Annotated in this window: 26 protein-coding genes; 18 read left to right on the forward strand and 8 right to left on the reverse strand. The window is 44.5% G+C overall.

What is annotated here, in order from left to right; genetic code table 11:
• Positions 1-311 precede the first annotated feature (311 nt).
• The 3 genes from ACL934_RS01540 to ACL934_RS01550 all read left to right on the forward strand — a co-directional run bounded on the left by ACL934_RS01540 (position 312) and on the right by ACL934_RS01550 (position 2,654).
• Complete coding sequence (locus tag ACL934_RS01540; RefSeq protein WP_374077025.1) at positions 312-770, forward strand: hypothetical protein; 459 nt, start codon at positions 312-314, stop codon at positions 768-770.
• Between the two features lie 249 nt (positions 771-1,019).
• On the forward strand, positions 1,020-2,105 hold the full coding sequence (rsgA, locus tag ACL934_RS01545; protein ID WP_374077027.1) for a ribosome small subunit-dependent GTPase A: 1,086 nt from the start codon (positions 1,020-1,022) through the stop codon (positions 2,103-2,105).
• Positions 2,106-2,210: 105 nt separating this feature from the next.
• Positions 2,211-2,654 (forward strand): outer membrane protein assembly factor BamE, encoded by a 444-nt coding sequence (locus ACL934_RS01550; protein WP_374077029.1) that lies wholly within the window; start codon positions 2,211-2,213, stop codon positions 2,652-2,654.
• Here the strand turns inward: ACL934_RS01550 and ACL934_RS01555 are convergent.
• On the reverse strand, positions 2,644-3,336 hold the full coding sequence (locus tag ACL934_RS01555; RefSeq protein WP_374077031.1) for a hypothetical protein: 693 nt from the start codon (positions 3,334-3,336) through the stop codon (positions 2,644-2,646). The genes ACL934_RS01550 and ACL934_RS01555 overlap by 11 nt on opposite strands.
• A 1-nt stretch (position 3,337) precedes the next feature.
• Entirely contained in the window at positions 3,338-3,979 is a 642-nt protein-coding gene (locus ACL934_RS01560) for a matrixin family metalloprotease (protein ID WP_374077033.1), read from the reverse strand.
• A 136-nt stretch (positions 3,980-4,115) separates the two neighbouring features.
• Here ACL934_RS01560 and ACL934_RS01565 point away from each other — a divergent pair, with 136 nt between their 5' ends.
• Positions 4,116-4,961: a hypothetical protein gene (locus ACL934_RS01565; RefSeq protein ID WP_374077035.1), complete on the forward strand. Its 846-nt coding sequence runs from the start codon at positions 4,116-4,118 to the stop codon at positions 4,959-4,961.
• 3 nt (positions 4,962-4,964) lie between these two features.
• Here ACL934_RS01565 and ACL934_RS01570 read toward each other — a convergent pair whose 3' ends face one another.
• The 4 genes from ACL934_RS01570 to ACL934_RS01585 all read right to left on the reverse strand — a co-directional run bounded on the left by ACL934_RS01570 (position 4,965) and on the right by ACL934_RS01585 (position 10,432).
• Positions 4,965-7,172, reverse strand: coding sequence for a phospholipase D-like domain-containing protein (locus ACL934_RS01570; RefSeq protein WP_374077037.1), 2,208 nt, complete (start codon positions 7,170-7,172; stop codon positions 4,965-4,967).
• A gap of 159 nt (positions 7,173-7,331) precedes the next feature.
• Positions 7,332-7,856, reverse strand: a complete 525-nt coding sequence (locus ACL934_RS01575) for a hypothetical protein (protein ID WP_374077039.1) — start codon at positions 7,854-7,856, stop codon at positions 7,332-7,334.
• A gap of 68 nt (positions 7,857-7,924) precedes the next feature.
• Complete coding sequence (locus tag ACL934_RS01580; protein WP_374077041.1) at positions 7,925-9,415, reverse strand: acyl-CoA synthetase; 1,491 nt, start codon at positions 9,413-9,415, stop codon at positions 7,925-7,927.
• Positions 9,416-9,427: 12 nt separating this feature from the next.
• Positions 9,428-10,432, reverse strand: a complete 1,005-nt coding sequence (locus ACL934_RS01585) for a ketoacyl-ACP synthase III (protein ID WP_374077043.1) — start codon at positions 10,430-10,432, stop codon at positions 9,428-9,430.
• A 253-nt stretch (positions 10,433-10,685) separates the two neighbouring features.
• On the opposite strand from ACL934_RS01585, the gene fabG reads away from it, so the two are divergent.
• The 10 genes from fabG (at position 10,686) to ACL934_RS01635 (ending at position 19,274) form a co-directional block, all read left to right on the forward strand.
• Positions 10,686-11,435 (forward strand): 3-oxoacyl-ACP reductase FabG, encoded by a 750-nt coding sequence (fabG, locus tag ACL934_RS01590; RefSeq protein WP_374077045.1) that lies wholly within the window; start codon positions 10,686-10,688, stop codon positions 11,433-11,435.
• A gap of 29 nt (positions 11,436-11,464) precedes the next feature.
• Positions 11,465-12,466 carry an alpha/beta hydrolase gene (locus ACL934_RS01595; protein ID WP_374077046.1) on the forward strand — a complete coding sequence of 334 codons (1,002 nt, stop codon included), beginning with the start codon at positions 11,465-11,467 and terminating at the stop codon, positions 12,464-12,466.
• On the forward strand, positions 12,463-13,239 hold the full coding sequence (locus tag ACL934_RS01600) for an alpha/beta fold hydrolase (RefSeq protein ID WP_374077048.1): 777 nt from the start codon (positions 12,463-12,465) through the stop codon (positions 13,237-13,239). Before ACL934_RS01595 ends, ACL934_RS01600 begins: the two co-directional genes overlap by 4 nt.
• Positions 13,240-13,384: 145 nt before the next feature.
• The gene (locus tag ACL934_RS01605) at positions 13,385-13,921 is read left to right on the forward strand and encodes a c-type cytochrome (RefSeq protein WP_374077050.1); all 537 of its coding nucleotides are present in this window, start codon (positions 13,385-13,387) and stop codon (positions 13,919-13,921) included.
• A gap of 14 nt (positions 13,922-13,935) precedes the next feature.
• Entirely contained in the window at positions 13,936-14,814 is an 879-nt protein-coding gene (locus ACL934_RS01610; RefSeq protein ID WP_374077052.1) for an SCO family protein, read from the forward strand.
• Positions 14,815-14,820: 6 nt separating this feature from the next.
• A complete protein-coding gene (coxB, locus tag ACL934_RS01615) occupies positions 14,821-15,777 on the forward strand; it encodes a cytochrome c oxidase subunit II (RefSeq protein ID WP_374077054.1) in 957 nt (318 codons plus the stop codon).
• A gap of 11 nt (positions 15,778-15,788) precedes the next feature.
• Positions 15,789-17,399: a cytochrome c oxidase subunit I gene (gene ctaD, locus ACL934_RS01620; RefSeq protein ID WP_374077056.1), complete on the forward strand. Its 1,611-nt coding sequence runs from the start codon at positions 15,789-15,791 to the stop codon at positions 17,397-17,399.
• Complete coding sequence (locus ACL934_RS01625) at positions 17,386-18,048, forward strand: cytochrome c oxidase subunit 3 family protein (RefSeq protein ID WP_374077058.1); 663 nt, start codon at positions 17,386-17,388, stop codon at positions 18,046-18,048. The genes ctaD and ACL934_RS01625 overlap by 14 nt, the downstream gene beginning before the upstream one ends.
• Before the next feature lie 4 nt (positions 18,049-18,052).
• Positions 18,053-18,391: a cytochrome C oxidase subunit IV family protein gene (locus ACL934_RS01630; protein ID WP_374077060.1), complete on the forward strand. Its 339-nt coding sequence runs from the start codon at positions 18,053-18,055 to the stop codon at positions 18,389-18,391.
• Between the two features lie 4 nt (positions 18,392-18,395).
• Positions 18,396-19,274, forward strand: a complete 879-nt coding sequence (locus tag ACL934_RS01635) for a protoheme IX farnesyltransferase (RefSeq protein WP_374077062.1) — start codon at positions 18,396-18,398, stop codon at positions 19,272-19,274.
• A gap of 307 nt (positions 19,275-19,581) precedes the next feature.
• Here ACL934_RS01635 and maiA read toward each other — a convergent pair whose 3' ends face one another.
• Positions 19,582-20,238 carry a maleylacetoacetate isomerase gene (gene maiA / locus ACL934_RS01640; protein WP_374077064.1) on the reverse strand — a complete coding sequence of 219 codons (657 nt, stop codon included), beginning with the start codon at positions 20,236-20,238 and terminating at the stop codon, positions 19,582-19,584.
• 63 nt (positions 20,239-20,301) lie between these two features.
• Between maiA and ACL934_RS01645 the strand changes: the two genes are divergently transcribed.
• From ACL934_RS01645 to ACL934_RS01655, 3 genes are read left to right on the forward strand one after another with little or no spacing between them, the layout of a single operon-like run.
• Positions 20,302-21,027 (forward strand): hypothetical protein, encoded by a 726-nt coding sequence (locus ACL934_RS01645; protein ID WP_374077065.1) that lies wholly within the window; start codon positions 20,302-20,304, stop codon positions 21,025-21,027.
• A gap of 55 nt (positions 21,028-21,082) precedes the next feature.
• Positions 21,083-21,625, forward strand: a complete 543-nt coding sequence (locus ACL934_RS01650) for an outer membrane beta-barrel protein (protein WP_374077067.1) — start codon at positions 21,083-21,085, stop codon at positions 21,623-21,625.
• Positions 21,626-21,634: 9 nt separating this feature from the next.
• Positions 21,635-22,615 (forward strand): fumarylacetoacetate hydrolase family protein, encoded by a 981-nt coding sequence (locus tag ACL934_RS01655; protein WP_374077069.1) that lies wholly within the window; start codon positions 21,635-21,637, stop codon positions 22,613-22,615.
• Between the two features lie 17 nt (positions 22,616-22,632).
• Here ACL934_RS01655 and ACL934_RS01660 read toward each other — a convergent pair whose 3' ends face one another.
• On the reverse strand, positions 22,633-23,214 hold the full coding sequence (locus ACL934_RS01660) for a superoxide dismutase family protein (RefSeq protein ID WP_374077070.1): 582 nt from the start codon (positions 23,212-23,214) through the stop codon (positions 22,633-22,635).
• Between the two features lie 284 nt (positions 23,215-23,498).
• Between ACL934_RS01660 and ACL934_RS01665 the strand changes: the two genes are divergently transcribed.
• Positions 23,499-23,948: a Dps family protein gene (locus ACL934_RS01665; protein WP_374077072.1), complete on the forward strand. Its 450-nt coding sequence runs from the start codon at positions 23,499-23,501 to the stop codon at positions 23,946-23,948.
• Positions 23,949-23,991: the final 43 nt, after the last annotated feature.

Genomic DNA, 23,991 nt, shown 5'->3' on the forward strand with positions numbered 1-23,991 from the left:
CTTTAAAGCAAGATTTTGCGTAAGAATTTTTCCTTTTAGCGGTAGATGGAGGTCTTTTGTTGACCCACGTTTTGAAAAGCAAATGCAGGAGTATTCGCGACGTTTGTTCGCTTCGTATTGTCTATTGGTCATTCTAGTTATATTTTTTATTGCTAAACGTGCCATAACTTGATTTTTTTGGGAATCCTCAAAAGCTTTTGCCAATGGTGTGTAGCAGTTCGGGATCTCGTTCAAGCAAATTTGGCCTGTTATTTGATGTTTTCTTCTCTTTTTATCTTGAATATATTTTCGGTTTTCGTGAGTGAAAATTTATGTATAGATTGATCAATATTATTTTGCTAATCATGATCACGTGTGTTTCGTTATCGACGTATGCTGAAGATGTCAATGTCTGTAAAGCTCTCAGAGCAGCTGTTGGCAAAGTCAGTATAAATAAAAAGTGGAATGCTAAAGGAGTCGAAGAAGTATTTATTGCGTTCCAAAGAAACAAAGCGTGTGATGATGGAGGGTATTCGGAAGCAGTAACAGATATCGTCGTGAAATCTCTAGCAAAAGATTTTGTAAACGTGGTCACGATGATCAATTCAAAAAAAGACCTTTCTCTCTTTGTGAAAAGACATGTTAATGCGACTGCCAATTATGATGATGTTGACAAAATTATTGAGAATGCCTCCAAGATCTGCCCTACACAGTATAAAGAAACTTGTCGAGAGCTTAAAAATGTAGCCGAGGAAGCTTCTGCAGAAGCAAAAAGCGTCCTCAATAACTAGTTTTAATAATAAGTCTGTAAAAAAGAAACAGGCGCAAGAACCCGCACCGAGCCTAGTTGACCCTGTGATTCTTAAGAAGTAATATCTTTTTACATCAACCCATTTCAAGGAGGGCTTATGATTGTCACATTCTTTAAATCAAACCACAGCTCTCTTGGGTTTCAGTCTTAATTCAATTTCGAATTTAAATTCAAAAATCCACGAGAGCTCCGCTTTATTTTTTAATTAAAATTTATTTGGAGTTATTGCGTGAATTTATATTCAAACCTCATCCCATTGGGGTGGGACGTATTTTTTGAACAACAATTAGAACAAAATGAGAACCTACAGATCGCTCGCGTGATTGGTCAGGAAAGGGATTTATATCGTATCGCCATGGGTGACGATCAAACTTTCTGGGCGCAGATCTCGGGTCGTTTTCGCCATGACCACGAACAGGATTCAGGGGCTTTTCCTGCCGTCGGTGACTGGGTTTTATGTAAGCAAGAGGAACATCAGGACAGAGCTTTGATACAAAAAGTTCTAGCAAGACGTTCTTGTTTTTATCGCAAAGACCCTGGTCAAGGCGTGCAGGTCGTTGCTGCCAATATGGACGTGGTCTTTATCGTCACTTCGATGAATAGGGATATGAACTTAAAACGTTTGGATCGCTATTTAAGTATGACGTGGGATAGCGGTGCTTCGCCGGTATTGGTTCTTAGCAAAATGGATCTTGCCGAAGATGCAGCGGCCCTGATTCAGGAATTGGAAGAGACCTATGTAGGTGTTCCTGTTCATGGAGTCAGCGTTTTTGATCCTGCAACGTGCGAGGTTCTAAAAACTTATTTAAAACCAGGCAAGACCGTGGTGCTTATGGGTTCATCGGGTGTCGGTAAGTCGACTTTGACGAATTTCTTTTTAGGCGACGACATGATTAAAACACAAAGTGCCCGTGAAGACGACGATCGGGGGCGCCACACGACGACATCGCGTTCGCTGTATCGCTTACCCGAAGGCGCACTTTTAATGGACACGCCGGGCATGAGGCAACTTGCTTTGGTCGATCAGGAAGAAGGTCTTCACGGACTCTTTGACGATATCGTGAGTCTGGGAGAGTCGTGTCGTTTTCGCGATTGCCATCATCAAAGCGAGCCGGGTTGTGCGATTCGAGCCGCTTTGGAAGAGGGAACTTTGCAAGAGGACAGATGGGAAAGTTATCTGAAGCTGCAAAGGGAAGTGTCCCATCAAGATCGGAAAAATGACCCGCAGAAACTCGCTGAAGATCGAAAGAAATGGAAACAGATCAGCAAGGACCTGCGAGTTCGAATTAAACGAAAAGGCCGGGGAGAAATCTAACCCCGGCCTTGGGCCAAGTTAAAAAACGTTTCAAAATGAGACAAAAGAAAGTGGCGACCTTTAACGGATCCAAGTAAACTGGTAACGTAGAAGGATGGGGGAACTATGCTCCGATATTTGGCTATTCCTGTCGTGTTAGTAGGGCTGCTAACGACAGCTTGTCAGACATCTATGCTCAATCAGTTTTCTGAAGTAAAACCGGGCATGGAAAAGGACGACGTTTTAGATTTGATGGGAACTCCCACTCGCACCCAGCGCTTTCATGGCAAAGACCGTTGGACCTACATCTTTTACGACAAGCGCATCCGTTTTGAAAAAGAAGTTCAGTTTTTTGATGGCAACGCCATTTACGTTGGCGATATCTGGCAGCCCGATACAACAAAGACCGCCGTAGCCATGGATACATTTAACGATGGTAAGAACAGAGAGATTGACGAACAGATTGCTCGCGACGTGGAAAAACACCGCCGCAATTACGAAGCCTATGAAGCGGAAGCTAAAGGTGAAGACAAAGTTCGCTATGTTCCGAGTTTTGAACCTATTCGTTAACAGGGGCCTTGATAATCAAAGGCTCACCTAAGACCGAGATCACTTCATAGCCATTGATCTGCAAAGTGTCTTCAGGATTTTTTCCATAAAATTTAACACCGATCCAGGTCCACTCTGTGGGCCAAAATTCAACGACATTGCGGAAGAAAACACTTCCTTGCTCACGCGAGTTAGGAAGGCTTGTTTTAAATTCATACTGTTGCAAAGGACTCTGTACAATCTGAGAAAAAGGAATGGGGAGGGCTTCGATGTGGGCTTGGTCTGCGCTGACAACGCAAGGGCTGCGCACCACCATTTGCGGAATTTCACCCGAGAAAGCCACACCTTCCGCGGCAAAAATAAGATCGACTGTGGGGTATTGATCACAGACGAAAACTTTGTTGCCACTTTCGTTCTTCATTAAGAACAACCCCAAACGCACGCCGGGACCCGCCGATGTTTCAACGAGAGAAGCGTCCTTTAAAACTTGATACTTAAAAGCTTTTTTAAATTCTTCAGGAGAAGCCTCGGAAAGATCTTTGTCTTCAGAGGCGCTACTGCTTCCGATGCTTCCGTCATTGGCGACATCTCTTTTCGAAGACATTTTTTTATCAAGAAACATCAAACCAAAAGGCAACGCCGCCAATAAAATTATCAGGCTCATCATGCGCGAAGTTTTTTGTAGAGGAGTTTTTTTCTTCATCTCAATACTCGCATTTAATTGTTTCTCGGTCGGCGTTTGTCAGCGTGTCTCTTTTAACGGCACCATTTAAAACCGCCCACATCACGCTGGGAACCGTGCTTCGGTGTTTTAATCCCAAGACGTGGCCTAGTTCGTGGATAAGCAGGCTTTCAAGATGGACATCATAAGGCGTCGTTGCGGTGTCGTTAAAGAAATTAAAATTCTTATTGTTAACTGCAACGTCAGATTCGTAGAGCTGATTGGTTCTCCAATAAAGGTTCGTCAAGGCTTGCAAATTTTTTTGATTATCCGGCCACTCGCGCATCCAATGAACTGTGTTGACGGTGTCTTTGCTGGCCTTTTCAGAGAGGACGTTTTCGCTGCGAACGAAATTAAATAAAGTCATTCCGGCTGCATCATTCCAATGCTGAGCTGCGCGTTTTAACACCTCTTCGTGTTCCGGAGGATAATCTTTGTGGATCTCAAGATTGACGGGAATATTTTTTTTCCAGGAAACTCTCTGTCCGTAAGCGTTTTGTACAAACCCACAGTCCGCTTGAGCGGCGCTGGCTAAATGGTCCTCATCTCCCGGGCCGAGAGTAGGTCTCTGTTGGCACGAACAGAGCGCCAACAAAATGAGAGGTAAAATGAGGTATTTATACATATTTGTCAGTTTACACGAGTTCTTGTCGCATATCTTGGAGGAACTGTGAAAGCTCGACGAAGGTTCTGCCTCTTTGTACAAAATCAACACATTTTTGTTTTGCAATCCACATAAAAGTCCTCTTAGATAGGGGCGTATGATGATGGCAGTAGTATTTTCTTTTCTTCTGAATACCTGGAAGAGCTTTCCTGAGGTGGATTTCGGGGCAGATGAACACGGTGATCGTGTTAAGTCGCTGATTGCGGAAATTGTTAAAGAAGAACAAATTCTTTGCAGTTTGGAACGCCACCATCTGCTTTCTTATGACGGTCAGTGGAGAAAACAGACCAATCTAAAAATTCCTAAAGAGTGTGAAAATCAAGTCGGCAAACAAGTCTTAGCGCAAGTGGAGGTGCGGAGCGAGACTCTGCCGCCGAACCATGATCTGTCAGCGTGGGATCACAAAGTTCAAATCAAAGCTCAAGGCGACACTTCGTTTTCTCTATACACCCGCCAGGATAAAAAGTACGTCGGGGCGCACTCCACAGCCGGATGGTCGATGTGGATTGAAAGAAAAACCGGAAATCTTCGCTATGAATGGAGTGATCCATCGAAAACGCGTCATTTTCGTATGATTGCCAAAGTGAATATGAATCCAGTCAAGGGTGGTGTTTCCAAAGTTCACGACTTGCAAGCGCTGTTCGTTAATCAAGCAAAGAACAAAGTGCAAAAGGCTGTGGTCATCTCTGGAAACTCGGCGGAAGGTTTTAAGTATCTTTCTTATCAGCGAAGCGGAGAACAGTGGATTAAGTCGACCGAGAGATGTTCTCGTTCCAGTGCCTGCAAGGTTTCTGGAAATTTTTCGATGGACGAAGAAAAGTTAAGACAATTCGCTGACGTCTCTTCAAAAAAGTACACTGAGTTTTTAGAGAAGGCCCGGCCCTTGGCTTTTGCGAGTGTAGAGCCCGAAGAGTTAGTGCCTCCCATGGCTCATTTTCGTTAGTTTTTAGAAGTAAGAATCCGCCCAATCAATCAAGGTACCGTTGATCCAAGAAATTCTCTCTTGGCTGGTGATTTTGCGGCCCTGGCGTAAGAAGTTCAAAACTTCAGTGCGCAATTCTTCCGCTGTAGGTTCATGCAAGATCAAAGCGCCACTTTCCGTGTCATGAATAAAACTGCGACGGTTTAAATTCACGCTGCTCACAAAGCTCAGCTTACGGTCAATCACCAAAATTTTGGCGTGCAGAATGGACTTTTCATCGGTCCATTCGTAGATATCGACATTACTAAGATGTCTATTTACACCTTGTTTGTTCACGTCTTCCGCAATTTGTGGAGTTCCATCTCCTGCGAGATGAATGCGCGTTATGATCTTCACTTTTACTCCGCGTTGAACGGCACGGTCTAAAGCCGCACTGATAGCCACAGAAGGACGGAAGTAAGGCGTTGTTAGGAGAAGTTCAGTCTGAGCGGAATCAATCATATTGATGTAGAACTTCTCCAACTGATAGCCGTCGAAAAATGGCAACGACATGATATGACGAACCAGTGGATAGAGTTTGGGTAAAGCCGTTAGACGACTGACCTGATCGGCGTTCGCCACTTGCGGAATATTGACGTTTGTAGAGCGGAAACGTTGAGTTTCTGGATCACGCATCCAGAACGCCAACATTTGTGACATCACGGATTTGACAAATTCATATCCGCGCAGTTCCATCTCGAAGTCATTATAGTAAATATAAGCTTCTTCACCCTCGCCATAGTTTTTCAAAAACTTATAAGCTTTATAAAAAGGCGTATCACTAAAAATGTAAGAGTCGCGAATATTGCGACCGCCGGTGATGAGGAAGCTTGCTTTGGGATCTGTCGCCGAATGACCCATAATAAGTTTGGTATGATTGACGCGATGGAATTTATCCAGCCAACCACCATCGTTCTTTTCTGAAAGACGGTATTTATAGTATTGCACTTTGACATTTGGCACGCCGACCTGCAGCCACTCCAGAATATGTTTGTCTTTCTTGGTCATCGTGACTTCAGGAACCAGAATGCGAACCTGTGTTCCACGTTCTGCGTGGTAGCGAAGTGCTCTGGCCATGATCATTCCGTAAAAGTCGGCAGAGAAGTTCAGTGAAGAAACCCAAAGCACATCAAAGTGTGGCGCTTTTGAAAAATCCAAAGGCGCCATTGGGTTTTTATTGTTGAACTCTTTGCGTGAAAGTCCTGATCCCGTAATTGCAAGAACTTTTCGATTCATGGATATATATGGATCGCGCAAGTTCACCATTTTTTCAAAGGACTGAGGGCACGTCGTGAAATTAAAATCTTGCTGCCAGAAAAACCCTTGGGGAGTTCTGCCAAAGTTTCCTTCTGGACGTGCGCAAATATCGATTTGATTGGTGAGTTTAATCCATTCGTTTGTCGATTCGGCGATATCCATAAGTTCAAAGCCGTGAGTCCACGTTGACGATACTTCTGGATCGTAAAACTTGAACTGGCAATGTTTGACTGCCGATGAAAACTTCACGCGAACACGTTGGCCGTTGACCTTGTTGTAATACCAGTTGAATTCGTAAACACGATTGCGGCGTTCACTTGTGAAGAACAAGAAACCATCGTCATAAATAATATCGTTGTTACACTCAAGACGCGCCTTCAAATACTTCTGACGATTGTCATCCCTGTCTCCGGCAAAATGGCTGCTTTGAGCCGGCAACAGATTGAGAAAGCGGACGGTGTAAGAGCGATAGAAATTGTGCTCCAAAGGGAATGCATTTCTTGTTAAGCCCAGTTTAAAATCGTCGAGGTTTTTAACTTCCATCACTTCTTCTTTTTCAAAAAGACGCTGACGGAACGTGGCTTCAAACCAGGGACCTAAACCTGACCATTCGCGCAATTGCAATTTGGAAGAAAGTTGATTGATGTGAAGCTGTCTTTCGTTAACCAGAGCCTGCACTTGATTTCGAGTCGTTGGATCATTTAAAAGGTTGCCATCAAAGAGAGTTTGATTCGGGGAACCTGGCTTTTGCGTTTGAAAAATTTGTTGGCTTGCGCGCCAATCGTTATTCCAATACTTAGAAAGTTCGAGATCAATTTCTTGCACGCGACTGGCGCGATCTGCATCATACATTTCAGAGCTTGGTGCACGTTGAACGTTCGTGCAAGAAGTCAAAATAACGAATGAAAATAGAGATAGAAAGAGAACCGATTTCATTCTTTTTCATTCGGTTATCTATTAGGAAAAGTTTAGGTTTTTAGATTGTCACTCTCAATTTGAGACGGAAGAGTTCGCGCGGGAAGCCCAACCGCGATAAAAGTCGGGGAAGGTCGGTGAAAAAGGCTCATCTGACTTTTTGACCAACCTTCAACGTGGTTAGTTAAAGAAGTCAGCGATTTCGTCGTGATTACGGATAAAAGTTTTGAAGTCTGTTGATACAAAACTTGTTTCGCGGATTGTGCCTTCTGTGCAATTTGCCAGAGTAGACAAATCTTCAGCGTCAAAGTCGCAAGAGCTTGTGTCCCAAGCGCGCTCTGCATAAGTGATTTTGTAACCAACAAGAGAGCTGCCTCTGAAGATGCCGATCACTTCTTCAAGAACAGTTTCGCCATCAGCGTGGTAGTCACCTTCAAGAATCGTATCAGCCCAGATGTAAGCTTGTTTTGTTGCAATCTTTTGTAGAGCTTGTAGTTCGCCATTTTCAAGGAATGCCGAAGTCACTTTTCCGTTCGTGTAAAGAACCGCTTCACGGAAAGGTCTCTTGCAACCTTGCGCGCAAACTTCTTGATACTTTTCGATCATGTCAGCGAATTGGCGTGCGCCCACGAAGTGTTGGTCGGCGTTAGCGTTAAAAGAAAATGCAGCCAGTGTCAGTGCGAAAGCGAGAATTTTTTGAATCATATGGCCTCCTGAGGCGTCTTGGTATAATCCCCGGAGGCAAGAATGTATAATTCAAAATATTTATGATATTATGCGTTTTCGGCCAGTTTTCGTTTCAAGATTTTACCACTGTCGCCCTTAGGCAAAGATGCTAAAAACACAAAGTGCTTGGGAATTTTAAACTTTGCTAAATTTTGCAGGCAATGAGTATGCAGCTCTTCAGCCGTTAAGACCCCGTTACCTGCTACCACAAAGGCTTTCCCGACCTCGCCCCATTTGTCATCAGGAACGCCGATGACAGCGGCTTCCAGGACATGAGGGTGCTTGCGCAGGATTTGTTCGATCTCTGGCGGATACACGTTTTCGCCACCAGAAATGAACATGTCTTTTTTGCGACCCACGACGTAATAGTATCCTTCAGAGTCGCGACGAACCAGATCTCCAGTATAAAGCCAGCCCTCTTTGATTGTGTCTTGTGTGGCTTTTTCATTGTGCCAGTAACCTTGCATGCACATCGGTCCGCGCAAAACAAGCTCACCGACTTCATTGTCTTTCAGTTCGCGACCTTCATTGTCGACAACTTTCGCTTCGATATAAAAGTTCGGAAAACCAATGGAGCCAATTTTACGAAGAGCATCTTCTTCATTCAAAGAAAACACGTTAGGCCCAAACTCTGTAAGGCCGTAACCCTGACGAATTGGAATGCCTTTTTTATCCCACACCTTGATAAGTTCCAAAGGCATAGGCTCACCACCAACGATGGCATAACGAACGCTTTCCAGGTTGGTTTTGGCAAAGAGGGGAGATCTCGCCATCATGTCCATCGTTGTAGGAACACCGAACATAATCGTGGCTTTTTCTTGTTCACTGAGAGCAAGAATTTGGTCCGCATCAAATTTCTTTAAGAACACAACCTTGGCGCCGCGGTGAATGAAGGGTGTCGTGAGAACATTCCATCCTCCGGTGTGAAAGAACGGAAGAAAGATCACCGTGCAGTCTGATTGAGAGATATTCAGTCGGAGTGTCGTGTTGATCGAATTCCAGAAGAGCATCTTGTAAGTGAGGATCGCACCCTTCGGAGATCCCGTCGTACCCGACGTGTAGAGAATCATGACGGGATCATTTTCGTGAGAGTTAAATGAATACTCTTCGCCGACAGTTTTTTCTAACTTAGTGGCAAAACTGTTTTCACCTTGCAGAAGAAGTTTTGCAGGCTTTACAGAGGAAGGAAGATTCTCGGCGATTTCACGATACGCTTCCTGGAACAGAATCAATTTCGGAGATGAATCCGTGATGATATGATCCACCTCACGCTGAGTGAGGCGGAAATTCACAGGAACTAAAATAGCTCCAAGTCTTTGTAACGCAAAAAAGAGAAAGACGTATTCAAGTTCATTGGTGGCAAGGACGGCCACGCGGTCGCCCTTGCAGATCCCAAATTCCGTGTGCAGAAGATGAGCTCCACGATTGGCCAACTCAAAAAGTTTAGCGTAAGAAAATTCACGGCCCGTCTCGCCATCTTTGATAGCGATGTTATTCGGAGAATAAAGTTTCCAGCGTTTCAGCCAATCTAATTCCATATAAACCCTCGACTATGTGTCGTATCCCCATTCAAGGGCGAGAGCAGCCATGCTCATACCACCGCCAGAGCCCAACATAAAGACTAAATCGCCTTTTTTCATTTTCTTCTGGTTGGCTGCGTCCGCTACGGCCATGCCAATGGAAGCAGAGCCTGTGTAGCCGTAACGATCCATAACGTAATGAGCGCGATCGCGAGGAAGCTCCAATTTATCCAAAGTCTCATAAATGCTTTGCACATTAAACTGAGTGATGAAGAAGTGTTTAATGTCCTGAGGTTTTTTGTTCAAACGATCTAACAAGATGTTTGTCAAACGCGGCCAGTGAATGCCGTTCGTTTCAGGTGGAATGCGTTTCGGGAAAGCCAGCAAGTGACCTTTGTTTTCAATCACGCTGTGGCTGACAGGTTGAGCTGAGCCACCCGCGTAGATGCCCATGTAGTCATGATACTGACCGTCTGTGTACATTTGACTGTCGATAAAACCAGAGCCGTCTTTAGAAGGTTGAAGTACAACGGCGCCCGCACCATCGGCAAACAATGAAGCAATTTTGTAATCGTCGAAGTTCAAATACTTACTCATGGCATAGGCACCGACGACAAGAACGTTTTTATATTTGCTGTCTGCTGCAATGTATTTCGCAGCGATATCACAACCCACTACGAATCCCGCACAAGCGGTGTTGATATCGTAAGTTCCTGCATTCACAGCACCCATGCGATACGCAACAACAGACGCTGTCGATGGAGAAAGATAATCAGGCGTGTCTGTAGAGACGATAATAAGGTCGAGATCCTTCGCTGTGATGCCCGCTTTTTCCATCGCTTCTTCAGCAGCAGGAATAATAAGATCAGAAGTGCGTTGATCTTCTGTCATCCAACGGCGTTCGCGGATATTTCTATTTTCGCTTAAGAAAGTCCCGATGTCTTTTTTGTAAAGATCGTTGAAATATTGGTTAGAAATTACACGCTCAGGCGCGTACATTCCGGTTCCTACGATTGTCGCTTTTTGTTTGTTCATCGTTATATTTCCTTTTGAGCCTATTTAAAAAGGCCAGCTGACTGCGTTACTCGTCGTCGGCGTACAAAGGAGTACGCCTTCCTCCTCGCGCCTTGCATCTGGCCTTTTTAAATAGGCTCAAGATTTCGCTAGTGTACAAAGCATTTTTCTCGTTTTGGCAAGAAAAGAAATATTGAGTATTTGCTCTATTCACAGAGCGAAAAAGTGCGAATTCCTTTGACGGCCCCTAGGTTTGTCGAGGTAAGCCCACTGTATGAAAAATATTAATTTCGATTTTAAAAATAAAAATGCCATCGTTACTGGAGGCGCTTCCGGTATCGGTTTTCAAATCACACAAAACTTTTTAGAAGCCGGTGGAAATGTTTCTATCTGGGATTATTCTGAACAAGCTTTGCAAAATGCCAAAAAAGAATTGGCGAAATACGGAGCGCAAGTTCACGTTGCACAAGTCGACGTAACAAATCGTGATTCAGTAGCGAAAGCAGCGGGTTCTTTACCATGGGCTGTGGATATCCTTGTGAATAACGCCGGTATCACTCGCGATAAGTCATTTGCGAAAATGGCAGCGGAAGATTGGGATGCGGTTATTAGCACAAACCTGACAGGTCTTTTCAACGTTACAAAAACGTTATTGGAAAAATTCAACGCGTCTTCTACGCACAAACGCATTATTAATATTTCCTCTGTTGTTGGTCTTTATGGAAACTTCGGTCAAACAAACTACGCGGCTGCAAAGTCCGGCGTGATTGGCATGACGAAGACTTGGGGAAAAGAATTGGGTCGCAAAGGATTTACTTCCAATGCTATCGCTCCAGGCTTCATTAGAACAGCTATGACCAATGCGATGCCTAAAGAGGTTATAGATGGTATGGCTGCTAAAGTTCCCGTGGCTCGCCTTGGGGAAACTGAAGATATTGCAAATGCTTGTTTGTTCTTGGCAAGTGAACAGGCTGCCTATATTAACGGCGCTGTTCTAAGTGTTGACGGCGGAATTGTATTGTAATCAATTTTCCATTTTCTAGTGGGGGAATTATGAAATCTCTGATCTTGGCTACTTTGGTTGTTTGCTCTGGTCTTTTTATCTCTATGGAGTCTTTGGCGAGTACTGAGGCTGTCAGAGGTTTCGTGGCACTTTCTGCTCAGAAAGAATTGTTTGTTGATTATGTTCCCGCTGAAGGTAAAAATCCGACGGTCATTTTGATCAACGGTCTTACCTACAGCACTCGTCAGTGGAACAACTTTACAGAGGCGCTTTTGGCAAAAGGTGTTGGCGTTCTTCGTTACGATCCCATCGGACAAGGACAAACGCTTTTGAAGTATGCACCTATCTTGAACGTGATTCCATATCAGGATCAAATCCAAGATCTGAAAGCGCTTTTGACTAAAATGAAAATTAAAGGCCCTTATAATTTAGTTGGGCTGTCTTACGGTGGCGGCATAGCCGCAGGCTTTGCCGCTGCTTATCCAAATCTTGTGAAAAATCTAGTGATGATGGCGCCATTCACGCGTCCACTGGATGGTACAGATAATTGGATCAAAGCGCAGATCTGGGCGACTCGCCAGATTTTCCCTTTTAACAAAATGTCTGATGACGATCTTTATGATTATTATCTTCACCAAATCGTTTATGCGACTTATCCGCAGGCGGAACCCATTGTTTTGGAAAATCCGTTTAAACTCGAAGCGACTTATCGTCTGGTTCAAGGAATTCGCAAAGCACGTCCCATTGACTACACAAATACAATCCCACCAAGAGCTTTGCATTTGATGATTGCTCGTCAAGATCAGTACATCAACACAAGCGTGCTAGATGAGTATTGGGATGCAGTTCCTCAAGAGGCTCGCGCCAGCCGTCTTTATATCAATGGTTCTGAACACAAGATGGTGGAAGCCGTTCCAAACTTCACGGCAGCATGGGTTTATGAAATCGTGACGGGAAATAAAAAACTCTTTAAGGGTTCTGACTTTGAAGGTTATCCGTATCGTGGCGAAGTTCGTACCGGTGATGAGAATATCAAGGTAGGTCGCGAATGATTAACTTTGAAATCAAAGAGGGGTTAGTTCCTGAAGACGTCTTTTTCATTCACGGAAATCTTTCTTCCAACCGTTGGTGGTATCCTTCAGAAGAGTTTTGGAAGAAACAAGCTGCAGGCAAAAACTATAAAGGAGCCTTAATCTATGCTGAATTTCGCGGTTGCGGAAAAAGCACGGCGCCTAAAGATGCGAGTGAAGTGAATTTGCACACGTTTGCGGATGACTTTATATCTGTGATTAAAAAACTCAACCGTGGACCGATGCATGTCGTTGGACACTCCACCGGGGGATTAATTGCGGCGTTGATGATGGCCAAGGAACCTGGACTTTTTAAGAAGGCCATTCTTTTAGATCCTGTCGGTGCGCAAGGTGTTACTTTCGATCGCGCGATGATTTCTGCTTTTGAACAAATGAAGCAGGACAAGAATCTGACGGCGGCAGTGATTGGTTCTACGATTCATAATAATAATCCTGAGACGGATTTTTTCAAACAAGTTGTTGTTGAAGATGCCTTCCATGCAGTGAAGACCGTAGGCCACTGGGTTCTTGAAGCCCTTGATGGGCTTGATATTCGTGGCGACATGAAGAAAGTGAACAACGAAGTTCTGGTTCTTCACGGCGAGCACGATAAACTTCTTTCGATGGATGAATCGAAGGCTTTGGCAGGTCTTTTTTCTCGAGGAAAATTTCAGGTTATTGAAGGCCAAGGTCATTGCGCCAACGTTGAATCTCCTGAGAAGTTTGTGAACATCACTCGCGGTTACCTTTTCTAGTTTCTTTTGGCGCTTGGCGTCGCAATCAAGTATCTCGACGGTGTCGGCGTAATTAGTTGCCGACACTCGGGTTTTACGTTAGTTAGAACAATACATTACAATATTGTGACAAAACTATTTTGCGTCCCCTAGGGAGTGCCAACCTATGTCTGAAAATAGAGATGAATATAATCGTGGCGGTTTAATTGCGTTTGCCTTCTCAATGGCATTTTGCTTCGCCTTCTTCTTCTACCTTGTTGTTGTTAACAAAGGTGTAGATCTTGCGGAAAACGTAGTTGATCCGAATGCACCGGCTGCTGAAGGAGCCGCTCCTGCCTTCGACATCACTAAAGTGACTGAGCCTTGGGTTTCTACTCCTGAGCTTGTTACTTACGGCGCGAAAGTGTTTAAAACAAACTGTGCAATGTGCCACGGTGACACTGGTAAAGGTGACGGCGCTGCGGGTGCAGCTTTGAATCCAAAACCTCGCAACCTTGTTGAAGGTAAGTGGACTCAAGGTGATGGCGCTATCGCTCACTTTAAAGTACTTCAAAATGGTATCAAAGGTTCTTCGATGGCGGCTTACTCTCACTTCAAGCCTGCAGATCGTTGGGCCCTTGTATGGTACATCGAATCTATCACTGAAAATAAATCTAAAGACGATCCTGCTAAAGTTGCTGAGTTTGCAAAAACGGCACAATAATTAGGGATTTATAAATGCTTAACGCTAAGCTTGTTTTGAAAATGAAAACAATGGGAACGGTTCTCTCTGCAGCCGTTCTCGTTTTGTTTTCATTGAATGCACAAGCTTATGATGGCAAGCCGGCTCCGATGGTCGCCAACGAGCAACCCAAAGAACTCGCAGGTGTCGGCATTGATGAAAAGCTCGGTGGAAAGATTGATCTTTCTCTCAAAGTGAAAGACGACAACGGCCAGGAAGTGACTCTTGGTTCTTTCTTCGATGGCAAACATCCCGTGATTCTTTCTCCGGTTTATTTTTCTTGTCCGGGTCTTTGTAACTTCCACCTCAATGGTCTTACGGATGCGTTGAAGTTGATGGATAAGAATTGGACTGTAGGGAAGAAGTACACGATCCTTTCTGTGAGTTTTGACTCAAAAGAAACTCCCGACTTGGCTGCCAAGAAAAAAGAGACTTACATGAAGTTGTATGAACGTGAAGGCGCTGAAAAAGGCTGGCACTTCATCACAGCTGACGAGTCGACGATCCAAGCGATCACGCAGTCCGTGGGATTTAAGTTTAAGTGGGACGAAAAAGCGAAAGAGTGGGCCCATGCTTCTGCAGCGGTGATCATCACTCCGGACGGAACGATCTCACGTTATTTGCCGGGGATTTTATTTAATCCTCAAGATATTAAGCTCGCGTTGAACGAAGCCGCCGATGGAAAAATCGGAACTTTCGTTGAGCACTTGGTGCTTTATTGTTTTAAGTATGACCCACAACAGAGCAAGTACACTCTGGCAGCCTTTAACGTAATGAAGGTTGGCGGAGCGCTGATGGTTCTGGTGATGGTATTATGGTTATTGCCGATTTACATCCGCTCTCGCAGAGCGAAGTCCAAAGCGGCGGGGAGATAAAAGTACATGATGTGGTTTAATTTAGCGAAGGCCCAATCCTTCATGCCCACACAAGGAACAGAGATTGCGAAGCAGGTAGACAATCTTTATGGTTTCTTGTTGATCACAAGCTTCATTGCCTGCGTTCTTGTTATCGGTGGGATGGTCTACTTCGTTTGGAAGTACCGTCGTAGAAGTCCAGATGACAAAACAGCCTACATCTCTCACAACACTTTCTTGGAGTTCTTGTGGTCATTCATTCCACTTGTGATCTTCCTCGCGGTGTTTGCTTGGGGTTGGTACATTTATCACGACATGCGCACGATGCCGAAGAACGCTCTAGAAATTAACGTTCTTGGTAAACAGTGGGCGTGGGAAGTTGAATACAAAAACGGTTACAAGACTGTGAATGAAGTTGTTGTTCCAATTGGACAAGACGTAAAACTTCTTCTTACTTCAAGTGACGTTATCCACTCTTTCTTCGTACCTTCTTTCCGTATTAAGCAAGACGCTGTTCCTGGCCGTTACACAGCTTTGTGGTTCCGCGCTGATAAATTGGGCGATTTCCACATCTTCTGTACTGAGTACTGCGGGACTTCACACTCTGGCATGATCGGTAAGTTGAAAGTTGTTTCTCGCGAAGACTTCGACAAGTACCTTGAGCAAGGCCAAGAGGAAAGAAATCTTCCTCTAGCTAAAAAAGGTGAAAAACTTTTCGCGGTTAAAGCGTGTGCTTCTTGCCACTCTGTAGATTCTCCGGCGGTTAAAGTCGGTCCTCCTTTGTTCAAAAAATTCGGAACAGAGGAAGTTATGGATGATGGCTCTAAGATGGCAGTGGATGAAAACTACATCCGCGAATCTATCCTTGAGCCGAACAAGCACATCGTAAAAGGTTTCCCTAAAGGCGTTATGCCAACATTCCAGGGTCAGTTAAACGAAAATGAACTCAGCGCACTTGTTGAGTACATCAAGGAATTGAAATAAGGAGCGCACCTATGGCTACAAAATCAGCTCATCACGGTGACAACTACATTAATTTTGAAAAAGGCCTCTGGTCTTGGTTAACAACTGTCGATCATAAACGTATCGGTCTTATGTACATGATCACGGTTATGTTCTTCTTCCTTGTCGGCGGAATCATGGCTTTGTTGCTTCGTTTAGAGCTTTTCGCTCCAAACGCGGCAGCAAACGTGGGCGGTGTTCTTAAGAATGGAGATGTTTACAACCAAGTCCTTACATATCACGGTGCGATCATGGTCTTCATGGTTATCGTTCCTGGTATCCCGGCGATCCTTGGTAACTTCTTCTTGCCTCTTCATATCGGGGCGAAAGACGTGGCCTTCCCGAAAATCAACTTGGCAAGCTGGTACTGTTTCATGTTCGGTGCGGCTCTTGCGATTTTGACTTTCTTCTTTAAGAAAATCGACACAGGTTGGACGTTCTACACTCCTTACTCAATCAGAACAGGAACTGCGACAGTTCTTATGGTTCTGGGCGCGTTCGTGATGGGGATGTCTTCTGTATTAACAGGTTTGAACTTCATCGTAACAGTTCACAAACTAAGAGCTCCTGGCATGACAATGCACAGAATGCCTTTGTTTGTATGGGCGCTTTATTCAACAGCGATCCTTCAATTGTTGGCGACTCCAGTTCTTGCGATCACATTGTTGTTGTTGGCAGCTGAAAAATTGTTCGGTGTGGGGATCTTCGATCCAGCATTGGGCGGTGACCCGGTCTTGTTCCAACACTTCTTCTGGTTCTATTCGCATCCAGCGGTTTACATTATGATCATCCCAGCGATGGGTGTTGTGTCTGAATTGATCACAACGTTCTCTCGCAAAGTGATCTTCGGTTACACAGCGATTGCTTACTCTTCACTAGGTATTGCAGCGGTTTCCTTCTTCGTTTGGGGTCACCACATGTTCGTATCTGGTCAGTCAGCAACTGCGGGTATCTTGTTCTCTTTCATCACGATGCTGGTTGGGGTCCCAACGGCGATCAAGATGTTCAACTGGGTAGCGACTTTGTACAAAGGTTCTGTCTCTTTTGATTCTCCAATGCTTTTTGCCTTGGGCTTCTTGTTCCTATTCGCAATCGGTGGTGTGACAGGTATCATGCTAGCGGTTCTTCCAATCGACGTTCACTTCCACGACACTTACTTTGTCGTAGCTCACTTCCACTACGTGATGGTGGGTGGTACTTTGATGGCGTTGATGGGCGGTTTCTACTACTGGTTCCCGAAAATGTTCGGAAAGATGTTCAACGAATCCATCGCTCGTTTGTCCTTCGTGTTCATCTTCATCGGTTTCAACGTGACGTTCTTCCCTCAATTCATTTTGGGTGCGATGGGTATGCCACGTCGTTACTTCGATTACATCCCGGCTTACGAAACTTTGAATAAGGTTTCGACTGTCGGATCTTGGTTGATTCTTACTGGTTTCTTGTTGGGTCTATACGCGATCGTTCAAGGGATCAGAAAAGGTGAGAAGGCTCCAATGAATCCTTGGAGATCTAAAACGTTGGAGTGGCAAACGCCGTCTCCTCCTCCTCACGATAACTTTGCGGTTGAACCGATTGTAACAGCGGGGCCATATGAGTACAGATAACATTACACACACCCATTCAGCTCACGTTTCGCACCACTTTAAAGATGCGAACCAAGAGTACGATGCAGGTAAGCAAGGTATTTGGTTGTTCATGGTAACTGAGATCCTCATGTTCGGAGCGATCTTGGTTGGTTATGCGATCTTCCACAATATCTACCCAGAAATGTTCGCAGAAGGCGCGAAGTCTTTGGATTGGAAGATGGGATTCGTGAACACTCTTGTTCTGATCTTCTCTTCTTTCACAATGGCGATCTCGATTTCTTTCATCCAGAAGAACCAAACGAAGAATGCGGCGATTGCGATGGCAACGACGATTCTTTGTGGAGCGATCTTCATGTGCATCAAGTACTTCGAGTACTCACATAAGTTCCACTTGGGTCTTTACCCAGGTCATTTCTTGGATGCAGCGAAAGTTCACGCAGAACACGCAAACCTTGGTATGTACTTCGGTTTCTACTATGCGATGACAGGTCTTCACGGTCTTCACGTGTTGATCGGTATGGGCTTGATCACTTGGCTTTTGATCAGAACAATTCGTGGCGATTTCCACTCTCAATACTGGTTGCCTGTGGAAGGTGTTGGTATTTTCTGGCACATCGTCGACTTGATCTGGATCTTCCTATTCCCTCTTCTCTATTTGGTGGGGTAATTAAATGGCGAGCAATAACGCACACAACGAAGCAAACGTTCTTCATCCGCACTTAACGCCAATGGCGACTTACCTTAAAGTCGCTGGCGCCTTGTTCGGTTTGACTTTCTTGACGGTCATCGCGCATCACTTCAACGCACAATTGGGTGCTTTCGCAGCCCCGATCGCGTTTCTGATTGCTGCGATCAAAGCGACATTCGTATTGTTGTATTTCATGCACTTGAAGGACGATACAAATATGAATCGCGTGATCTTCGCGACAGGCTTCTTCTTCCTAGCTGTTCTTCTCCTCTTTAGCGTCGTGGACATTGCAACACGCGTTCTTGAGGTAAGTCCTCTATAAGACCGTGTTAAGAATTTACGCGGATCTTACTAAGTTTGGCATAGTCGTGTTCTCGGTCCTTGCGGGATTGGCCGGCTATGCCACTGGTTTCCAAATCGAACAATCTTTTGACTGGAAAATCTTTCTTGAGACTTTGCTGGGGATTTATTTCTTAAGCTCTGGGTCTCTTGCGCTCAATCAAGTTCAAGAGTGGAAACTCGATCAACAGATGCCAAGAACATCCAAGCGTCCGATCGCAGCTGGAAAAATCAAACCAGCAGCGGCGGGGATTTTGGCTGTGAGTTTCATCGTCGTTGGTTCTAACTTTCTTTTTAAACTTCAACCGGTTGCGGGTTGGGTGGGGCTTTTCTGCGTCTTCCTTTACAACGTGGCTTACACGATGTTTTGGAAACGTCGTTGGGTTTTTGCCGCAGTACCAGGAGCTATTCCGGGCGCATTGCCTGTCACTATCGGTTACGCGGTTGCGAATCCTGACATCTTTAATCCGGAATCTTTGTATCTGTTTTTGATCATGTTCTTATGGCAGATGCCGCACTTCTGGATTTTGGCGATCAAGTTTAAAGACGACTACGCCAAAGGTGGAATCCCAACTTTGCCTGTGGCTTTGGGAATGCAAAGAACTCTTTTCCACGTGGGACTTTATACGTTCGTTTATGTGGGAGTTGCTTTGGCAGCACCGATGTTCGTGCACGCAAGTTGGATGTTTGTTCTTTTAACATTCCCGTTCTGCTTTAAGGTGATGCAAGAATTCTATCGTTATTATAAATCCAACGGCACAGAACGTTGGTTGGCCTTCTTTATGTGGCTCAATGTTTCCATGCTGGTTTTCATCACTATTCCGGTTATCGATAAATGGAACTTCCTCTTTATTCATTCGAACTAGGTGCTCTCGCCAGAGGCTGAGTTCCTTGATTCCCTTTGCCCAGGATTTTTAGTCCCGACCTTAGTCCTATGTTACTTGTTGGGCTTTAGGTTGCGGCAAAGTTATTTAAAGACCTTTTAGCTTCGCGATAATCGTCAGAATAAGAATTATAATTATCAACAATGCTTTAGTGATGCTTAATGCATGCCGAATAGTACGTAAGTGTTTGTTACGCATTTCGGATCTCCTTTGTAGTTTCGGACAAAGGGATCACCAACAGCGGATCTGGCGAAAGCAAGATCCGCTGTTGCATTTTCAGGGCCTGATTCTATTTCTTAAATTCTTCTGGCGTGTCGATTTGTTTAAAGGGATGAGCTTTTTGGAAGGCCTCGAGCTTGTTGCAGTTTTCACTGATTTTCACAAGCGTAGGATACGGTGACAAATCTACTTTGAAGCGTTGGCAAGTCACAAGCTGTGGAATCAAGAAGAGGTCTGCCATCGTGATTTGATTTCCAAAGCTGTAAGTTCCAGCGAATTCTTTCAAAGTGGTTTCAAGAGCTTGGAGTCCCTGAGTCGCCCAGTGCTTGAACCATTCTTCTTTCTGTTCTTGTGAGTAGCCATGATGTTTTTCCATGTATTGCAGGGTTTTTAAATTACCCATGGGATGCATGAAAGAGTTGATCACTTCACAAACCTGACGAATGCGGGCTTTAAGATAGGCATCTTTTGGAAACAAAGCGGGCTCTGGGAAAACCTCATCCAGATATTCCATGATGGCGAAAGATTCCGGAATGACTTTGCCGTCATGAACCAAAGTTGGAACTCCGCCCAGTGGATTGATCTTTAAATATTCCGGAGAGCGCTGTTCATGCTTCAAAAGGTTGATGGGCTTGTACTCAAAATCGAGTCCCTTCACGTGCATTGCCAGACGAACTCGGTAAGAGGTAGAGCTTCGAAAATAGTTGTAAAGTACCATTGAGGACATATACGCTCCTAATAAAGATGGCCCATTATTTCACTTGTGATTGCTCAGGCAAAGGACTTTTCTGTGCCGAATAGATTTATCTTTTCGCTGCGTTTTTCAACGAAGGTTTTCATCAAACTAGGCGTTTTAGCTCTGGCGATGATTCTATTCATGACGCTTTTTAGGCTGAATTTATATTTCCTTTCTGTCTTTCACGCGACTCCTGATGCTGTTTTTACAGAGATTGCACAGTCTTTCATTGCGGGATTTCGTTTTGACCTGTTGATCTTTGGTTTTCTTTTTATTCCTCTTTATTTTGTCGTGTTAATCCAAACTTTCACAGAGAAGTGGCCTCGTTCGATGTTTGCGGCTTACAAGGTCTACTTTGTCGGAGTGTGGTTCCTTATTTGCTCCATGACGTTTATTGATTATTTCTATTTTGCTCGTCATGGCGCTCGCATGCGTTTTAATGATTACATGGCATGGACTCCGGATGTTCTTATTGAGCAGGCGCAGGGCTTGCAAAAAAATCAGGTGTGGATTTTCTGTATCATTACAGTGATGCTTTTCAGTCTGGGTTATATGCTGACGAAAAGTATTAAGTTCGGGGAGTGGAAGGATGAGTACTCTCCGCAGCCGGGTTCAAAACTTGAAACAGTATTGCGTCTTTTGCTTCCATTGATCGTTATTGTTTTGGCCGCTCGTGGTACAGTCGAACCGCATCATTTGGCTTTGGAGCATAGCGAAGTATCAAATACCAAGGCTATAAACGAGATGGCGCTTAATGCTGTGTGGTGCTTTGATAAATAAAACAAACTATGGGATTATTTTGAAGCCTTTAAGAGGCCTTGAGAAGGAGTTTTAAATGAAAAAGTTGGCTCTAGTTTTAGCGGCTGCTGTGGGAATGATGTCATCTGCCGCGATGGCGGATATTGATTATGGTTTGGAAGTGGGAATTCGTCAGCAATCTGGTGACGTTGATGGAGCTTCGACTAAATCTCAAATGGGTATGCAATTTGGCGCAACAGCGCACTTTCCAATCTCAGGTCCTTTGCACCTAAGAACAGGAATGCTTTATACGCAAAGACCTCTTGTTGTTGAAGGTGTTACTGACAATAAAGTGACAATGAACTATCTCGATGTTCCTGTGGCGTTGATGTACAAGTTCGAAGAATACGCGGGTGTTTTCGCCGGTATTTCTTTGGGTTTGAATCTTGATAAAAATGCCGATATTGGAACTGTGAACGACGTAAAATCTCCACTTATTCCTATCTTGATCGGTGCGAGCTTTAAGTTCGCTCCAAACTTGGGTGCGACTTTGTACTACGAAAGTGCAAGCGGTGAAGCGGCTGAAGGTTTGGAAAACTACCGTGCCGTTGGCGCAAACTTGATGATCACTTTTGACTAAGGATTTGACGTGAAACTAGGTTCTTTGAAATCCCCGGGCAAGTTGGACGGGGAGTTGTGCGTAATCAGCCGTGATTTAAAAACGGCTGTGAAAGCAAATAATATCTCTGCCAGTTTGCGAGAAGCTCTTGAGAATTGGAAAGAGAATGAAGCTTCCCTTCAGAAGCTTTACACGGATTTGAACGAAGGGAAAGCCGCCGGTGCTTTTCCTGTAAAAGAAAGTGATTTCCATTCTGCACTTCCACGCACATGGCTTTTCGCTGACGGTTCTGCATTTATCTATCACATCAAACTTGTGCGTATGGCGCGCAAAGCTCCGCTTCCAGAAACTTTAGAGACGGTGCCTTTGATGTATCAAGGTGAATGCGGCCAGTTCTTGGCGCCAACGGAAGATATTCCACAGAGAGATTTTTCTCACGGAACGGATTTCGAAGGTGAAGTCGGTGTTGTCACTGATTTCGTTCCGATGGGTGTGACCCCTGAGGACGCTTTGAAATACATTCGTCTTTTTGTTTTGATCAATGACGTTTCTTTGCGTGGTTTGATTCCTGAGGAATTGGCGCAAGGCTTTGGATTCTTCCAAAGTAAACCGGCTTCGGCCCTTTCTCCATTTGCCGTGACGGCAGATGAGTTGGGTGATGCTTGGAAGGGCGGACGCATTCATCTTCCTTTGGATGTGAATTACAACGGTCAGTTCTTTGGAAAAGCGAATGCAGGCGCGATGCACTTTCATTTTGGTCAGTTGATTGCTCACGCAGCTAAAACAAGAAATTTGGCGGCAGGTTCCATCATCGGAAGCGGAACAGTTTCCAATGACAGTCATGATCGTGGTTCAAGTTGTCTTGCTGAAAAGCGCATGATCGAACAGATTGAAACGGGCGAGATTAAAACGCCGTTTATGAAGTCGGGAGATACCGTGGAAATGCAAATGCTCAATGAAAAAGGGCAAAGTATTTTCGGGAAAATTTCTCAAAAGGTAAAGGCCGTTTAAAACGGCCTTTTCTTTTATTAAAGACCGACAATCACTCCGCAAGCTTCTCTAGGGCCTGCGTTTCCTGCAGGTTGAGATTTTAAATCATCCTTGTCTTTATGAATGATCACGGCTTTGCCGATGATGCTATGAGTGCCCGGTGTGACCGTAAGTCCTTCTACAGTGAAAGTGACAAAGGCTTTTCCTTTTGTGTCAGCCATCAAATTTCCAAAATCACCGCCATGACGTTTTTTAGAATCTAAAGCGCCGTGACTTCCGTGACCAGGATTAAAGTGTCCTCCTGCAGAAGAAAAATCTGCCTTTGAACAATCGCCAACTTCGTGGATATGGAAACCATGTGGGCCCGGTTTTAAACCTTCCACCATCGCTTCAACTTTTACTTTGCCGCCGTCTTCACTGAAATGAATAATGCCTTTTACCTTGGAAGTAATAGCGGGTTTCAAGACAGCTTGTGCTTTTGTGAAAGACGCAGGTGTCGCCACGGCTTCCGGAGATGTTGGAGTCGGAGGCGTTGTACTTTTTGTCCCAGTTTTTCTTTGAAATTGCGCACACGAACTTAATACCACAATAGCAAAAGTGGCGATGATCACGTTCTTCATTAGAATCTCCCTTCAGAAAAGTGCTGGAGTTCCTCTAGTTTACCGCTATTCATAAAGAAGTCATTACCGATTCGAAAGATAAGTCAGAAGTCCAACGACAATAAAAGTTGAGAGATAAAAAATGATAACCACTCGGCCTAAACGAATTCGAGGGGCGAGGCGCGCCCTAGTACCTAGAGTCGTCATAAACACCTCCTTCAATATGTCAATTATCTCACAACTAGCCAGAGGCGAACCAATAGATATTATCTAAGTGATATATAGATAAAATCACTGGAGGACCCATGAATATGAATTCATCGAAAACTGTCCAAACTTTGTCCAAAACCCTCTCTGAAGAGTATCTGCTTATGTTAAAAACGCAGAACTTTCATTGGAACGTCGAGGGACCTTTATTCTTTTCTTTACACACTCTTTTTGAGTCTCAATACAAGAGTCTAGGAGAAAAGTCGGACTTAGTTGCAGAGACCATTCGTGCGTATGGCTCAAAAGCGCCAGGAAGTTTTCGTGATTTTTTAAAAACGGCTCTGATCGATGAAGCGCCATCTGACACGGTGACCGCACATCAAATGGTCGAGATCCTCAGCAAGGACCATACGGCCATGGCCACTCGTTTAAAAGAACATCATGAAGAGGCGGAAAAGTCCGGTGATACACATGCTGTCGTTGTCTATGAAGACTTGATTTCGTTTCATGAAAAAGCCGCCTGGATGATTCGTAGCCATAGGGCATAAAGAGATGACATCTGAGTGAGGAGCCGGGGAAGCTTGAAGGGAC

Origin of the sequence: Bdellovibrio sp. HCB-110 (genome assembly GCF_047323225.1) — a bacterium.
In the GTDB taxonomy this organism is placed as follows: Bacteria; Bdellovibrionota; Bdellovibrionia; order Bdellovibrionales; family Bdellovibrionaceae; genus Bdellovibrio.

Excerpts from the sequence above, each read along its gene's own strand:
- ACL934_RS01540 (WP_374077025.1), top strand. The coding sequence starts at position 312 with ATGTATAGATTGATCAATATTATTTTGCTAATCATGATCACGTGTGTT.
- ACL934_RS01550 (WP_374077029.1), top strand. The coding sequence starts at position 2,211 with ATGCTCCGATATTTGGCTATTCCTGTCGTGTTAGTAGGGCTGCTAACG.
- ACL934_RS01555 (WP_374077031.1), bottom strand. The coding sequence starts at position 3,336 with ATGAAGAAAAAAACTCCTCTACAAAAAACTTCGCGCATGATGAGCCTG.
- ACL934_RS01560 (WP_374077033.1), bottom strand. The coding sequence starts at position 3,979 with ATGTATAAATACCTCATTTTACCTCTCATTTTGTTGGCGCTCTGTTCG.
- ACL934_RS01565 (WP_374077035.1), top strand. The coding sequence starts at position 4,116 with ATGATGATGGCAGTAGTATTTTCTTTTCTTCTGAATACCTGGAAGAGC.
- ACL934_RS01570 (WP_374077037.1), bottom strand. The coding sequence starts at position 7,172 with ATGAAATCGGTTCTCTTTCTATCTCTATTTTCATTCGTTATTTTGACT.
- ACL934_RS01575 (WP_374077039.1), bottom strand. The coding sequence starts at position 7,856 with ATGATTCAAAAAATTCTCGCTTTCGCACTGACACTGGCTGCATTTTCT.
- ACL934_RS01580 (WP_374077041.1), bottom strand. The coding sequence starts at position 9,415 with ATGGAATTAGATTGGCTGAAACGCTGGAAACTTTATTCTCCGAATAAC.
- ACL934_RS01585 (WP_374077043.1), bottom strand. The coding sequence starts at position 10,432 with ATGAACAAACAAAAAGCGACAATCGTAGGAACCGGAATGTACGCGCCT.
- fabG (WP_374077045.1), top strand. The coding sequence starts at position 10,686 with ATGAAAAATATTAATTTCGATTTTAAAAATAAAAATGCCATCGTTACT.
- ACL934_RS01595 (WP_374077046.1), top strand. The coding sequence starts at position 11,465 with ATGAAATCTCTGATCTTGGCTACTTTGGTTGTTTGCTCTGGTCTTTTT.
- ACL934_RS01600 (WP_374077048.1), top strand. The coding sequence starts at position 12,463 with ATGATTAACTTTGAAATCAAAGAGGGGTTAGTTCCTGAAGACGTCTTT.
- ACL934_RS01605 (WP_374077050.1), top strand. The coding sequence starts at position 13,385 with ATGTCTGAAAATAGAGATGAATATAATCGTGGCGGTTTAATTGCGTTT.
- ACL934_RS01610 (WP_374077052.1), top strand. The coding sequence starts at position 13,936 with ATGCTTAACGCTAAGCTTGTTTTGAAAATGAAAACAATGGGAACGGTT.
- coxB (WP_374077054.1), top strand. The coding sequence starts at position 14,821 with ATGATGTGGTTTAATTTAGCGAAGGCCCAATCCTTCATGCCCACACAA.
- ctaD (WP_374077056.1), top strand. The coding sequence starts at position 15,789 with ATGGCTACAAAATCAGCTCATCACGGTGACAACTACATTAATTTTGAA.
- ACL934_RS01625 (WP_374077058.1), top strand. The coding sequence starts at position 17,386 with ATGAGTACAGATAACATTACACACACCCATTCAGCTCACGTTTCGCAC.
- ACL934_RS01630 (WP_374077060.1), top strand. The coding sequence starts at position 18,053 with ATGGCGAGCAATAACGCACACAACGAAGCAAACGTTCTTCATCCGCAC.
- maiA (WP_374077064.1), bottom strand. The coding sequence starts at position 20,238 with ATGTCCTCAATGGTACTTTACAACTATTTTCGAAGCTCTACCTCTTAC.
- ACL934_RS01650 (WP_374077067.1), top strand. The coding sequence starts at position 21,083 with ATGAAAAAGTTGGCTCTAGTTTTAGCGGCTGCTGTGGGAATGATGTCA.
- ACL934_RS01660 (WP_374077070.1), bottom strand. The coding sequence starts at position 23,214 with ATGAAGAACGTGATCATCGCCACTTTTGCTATTGTGGTATTAAGTTCG.
- ACL934_RS01665 (WP_374077072.1), top strand. The coding sequence starts at position 23,499 with ATGAATATGAATTCATCGAAAACTGTCCAAACTTTGTCCAAAACCCTC.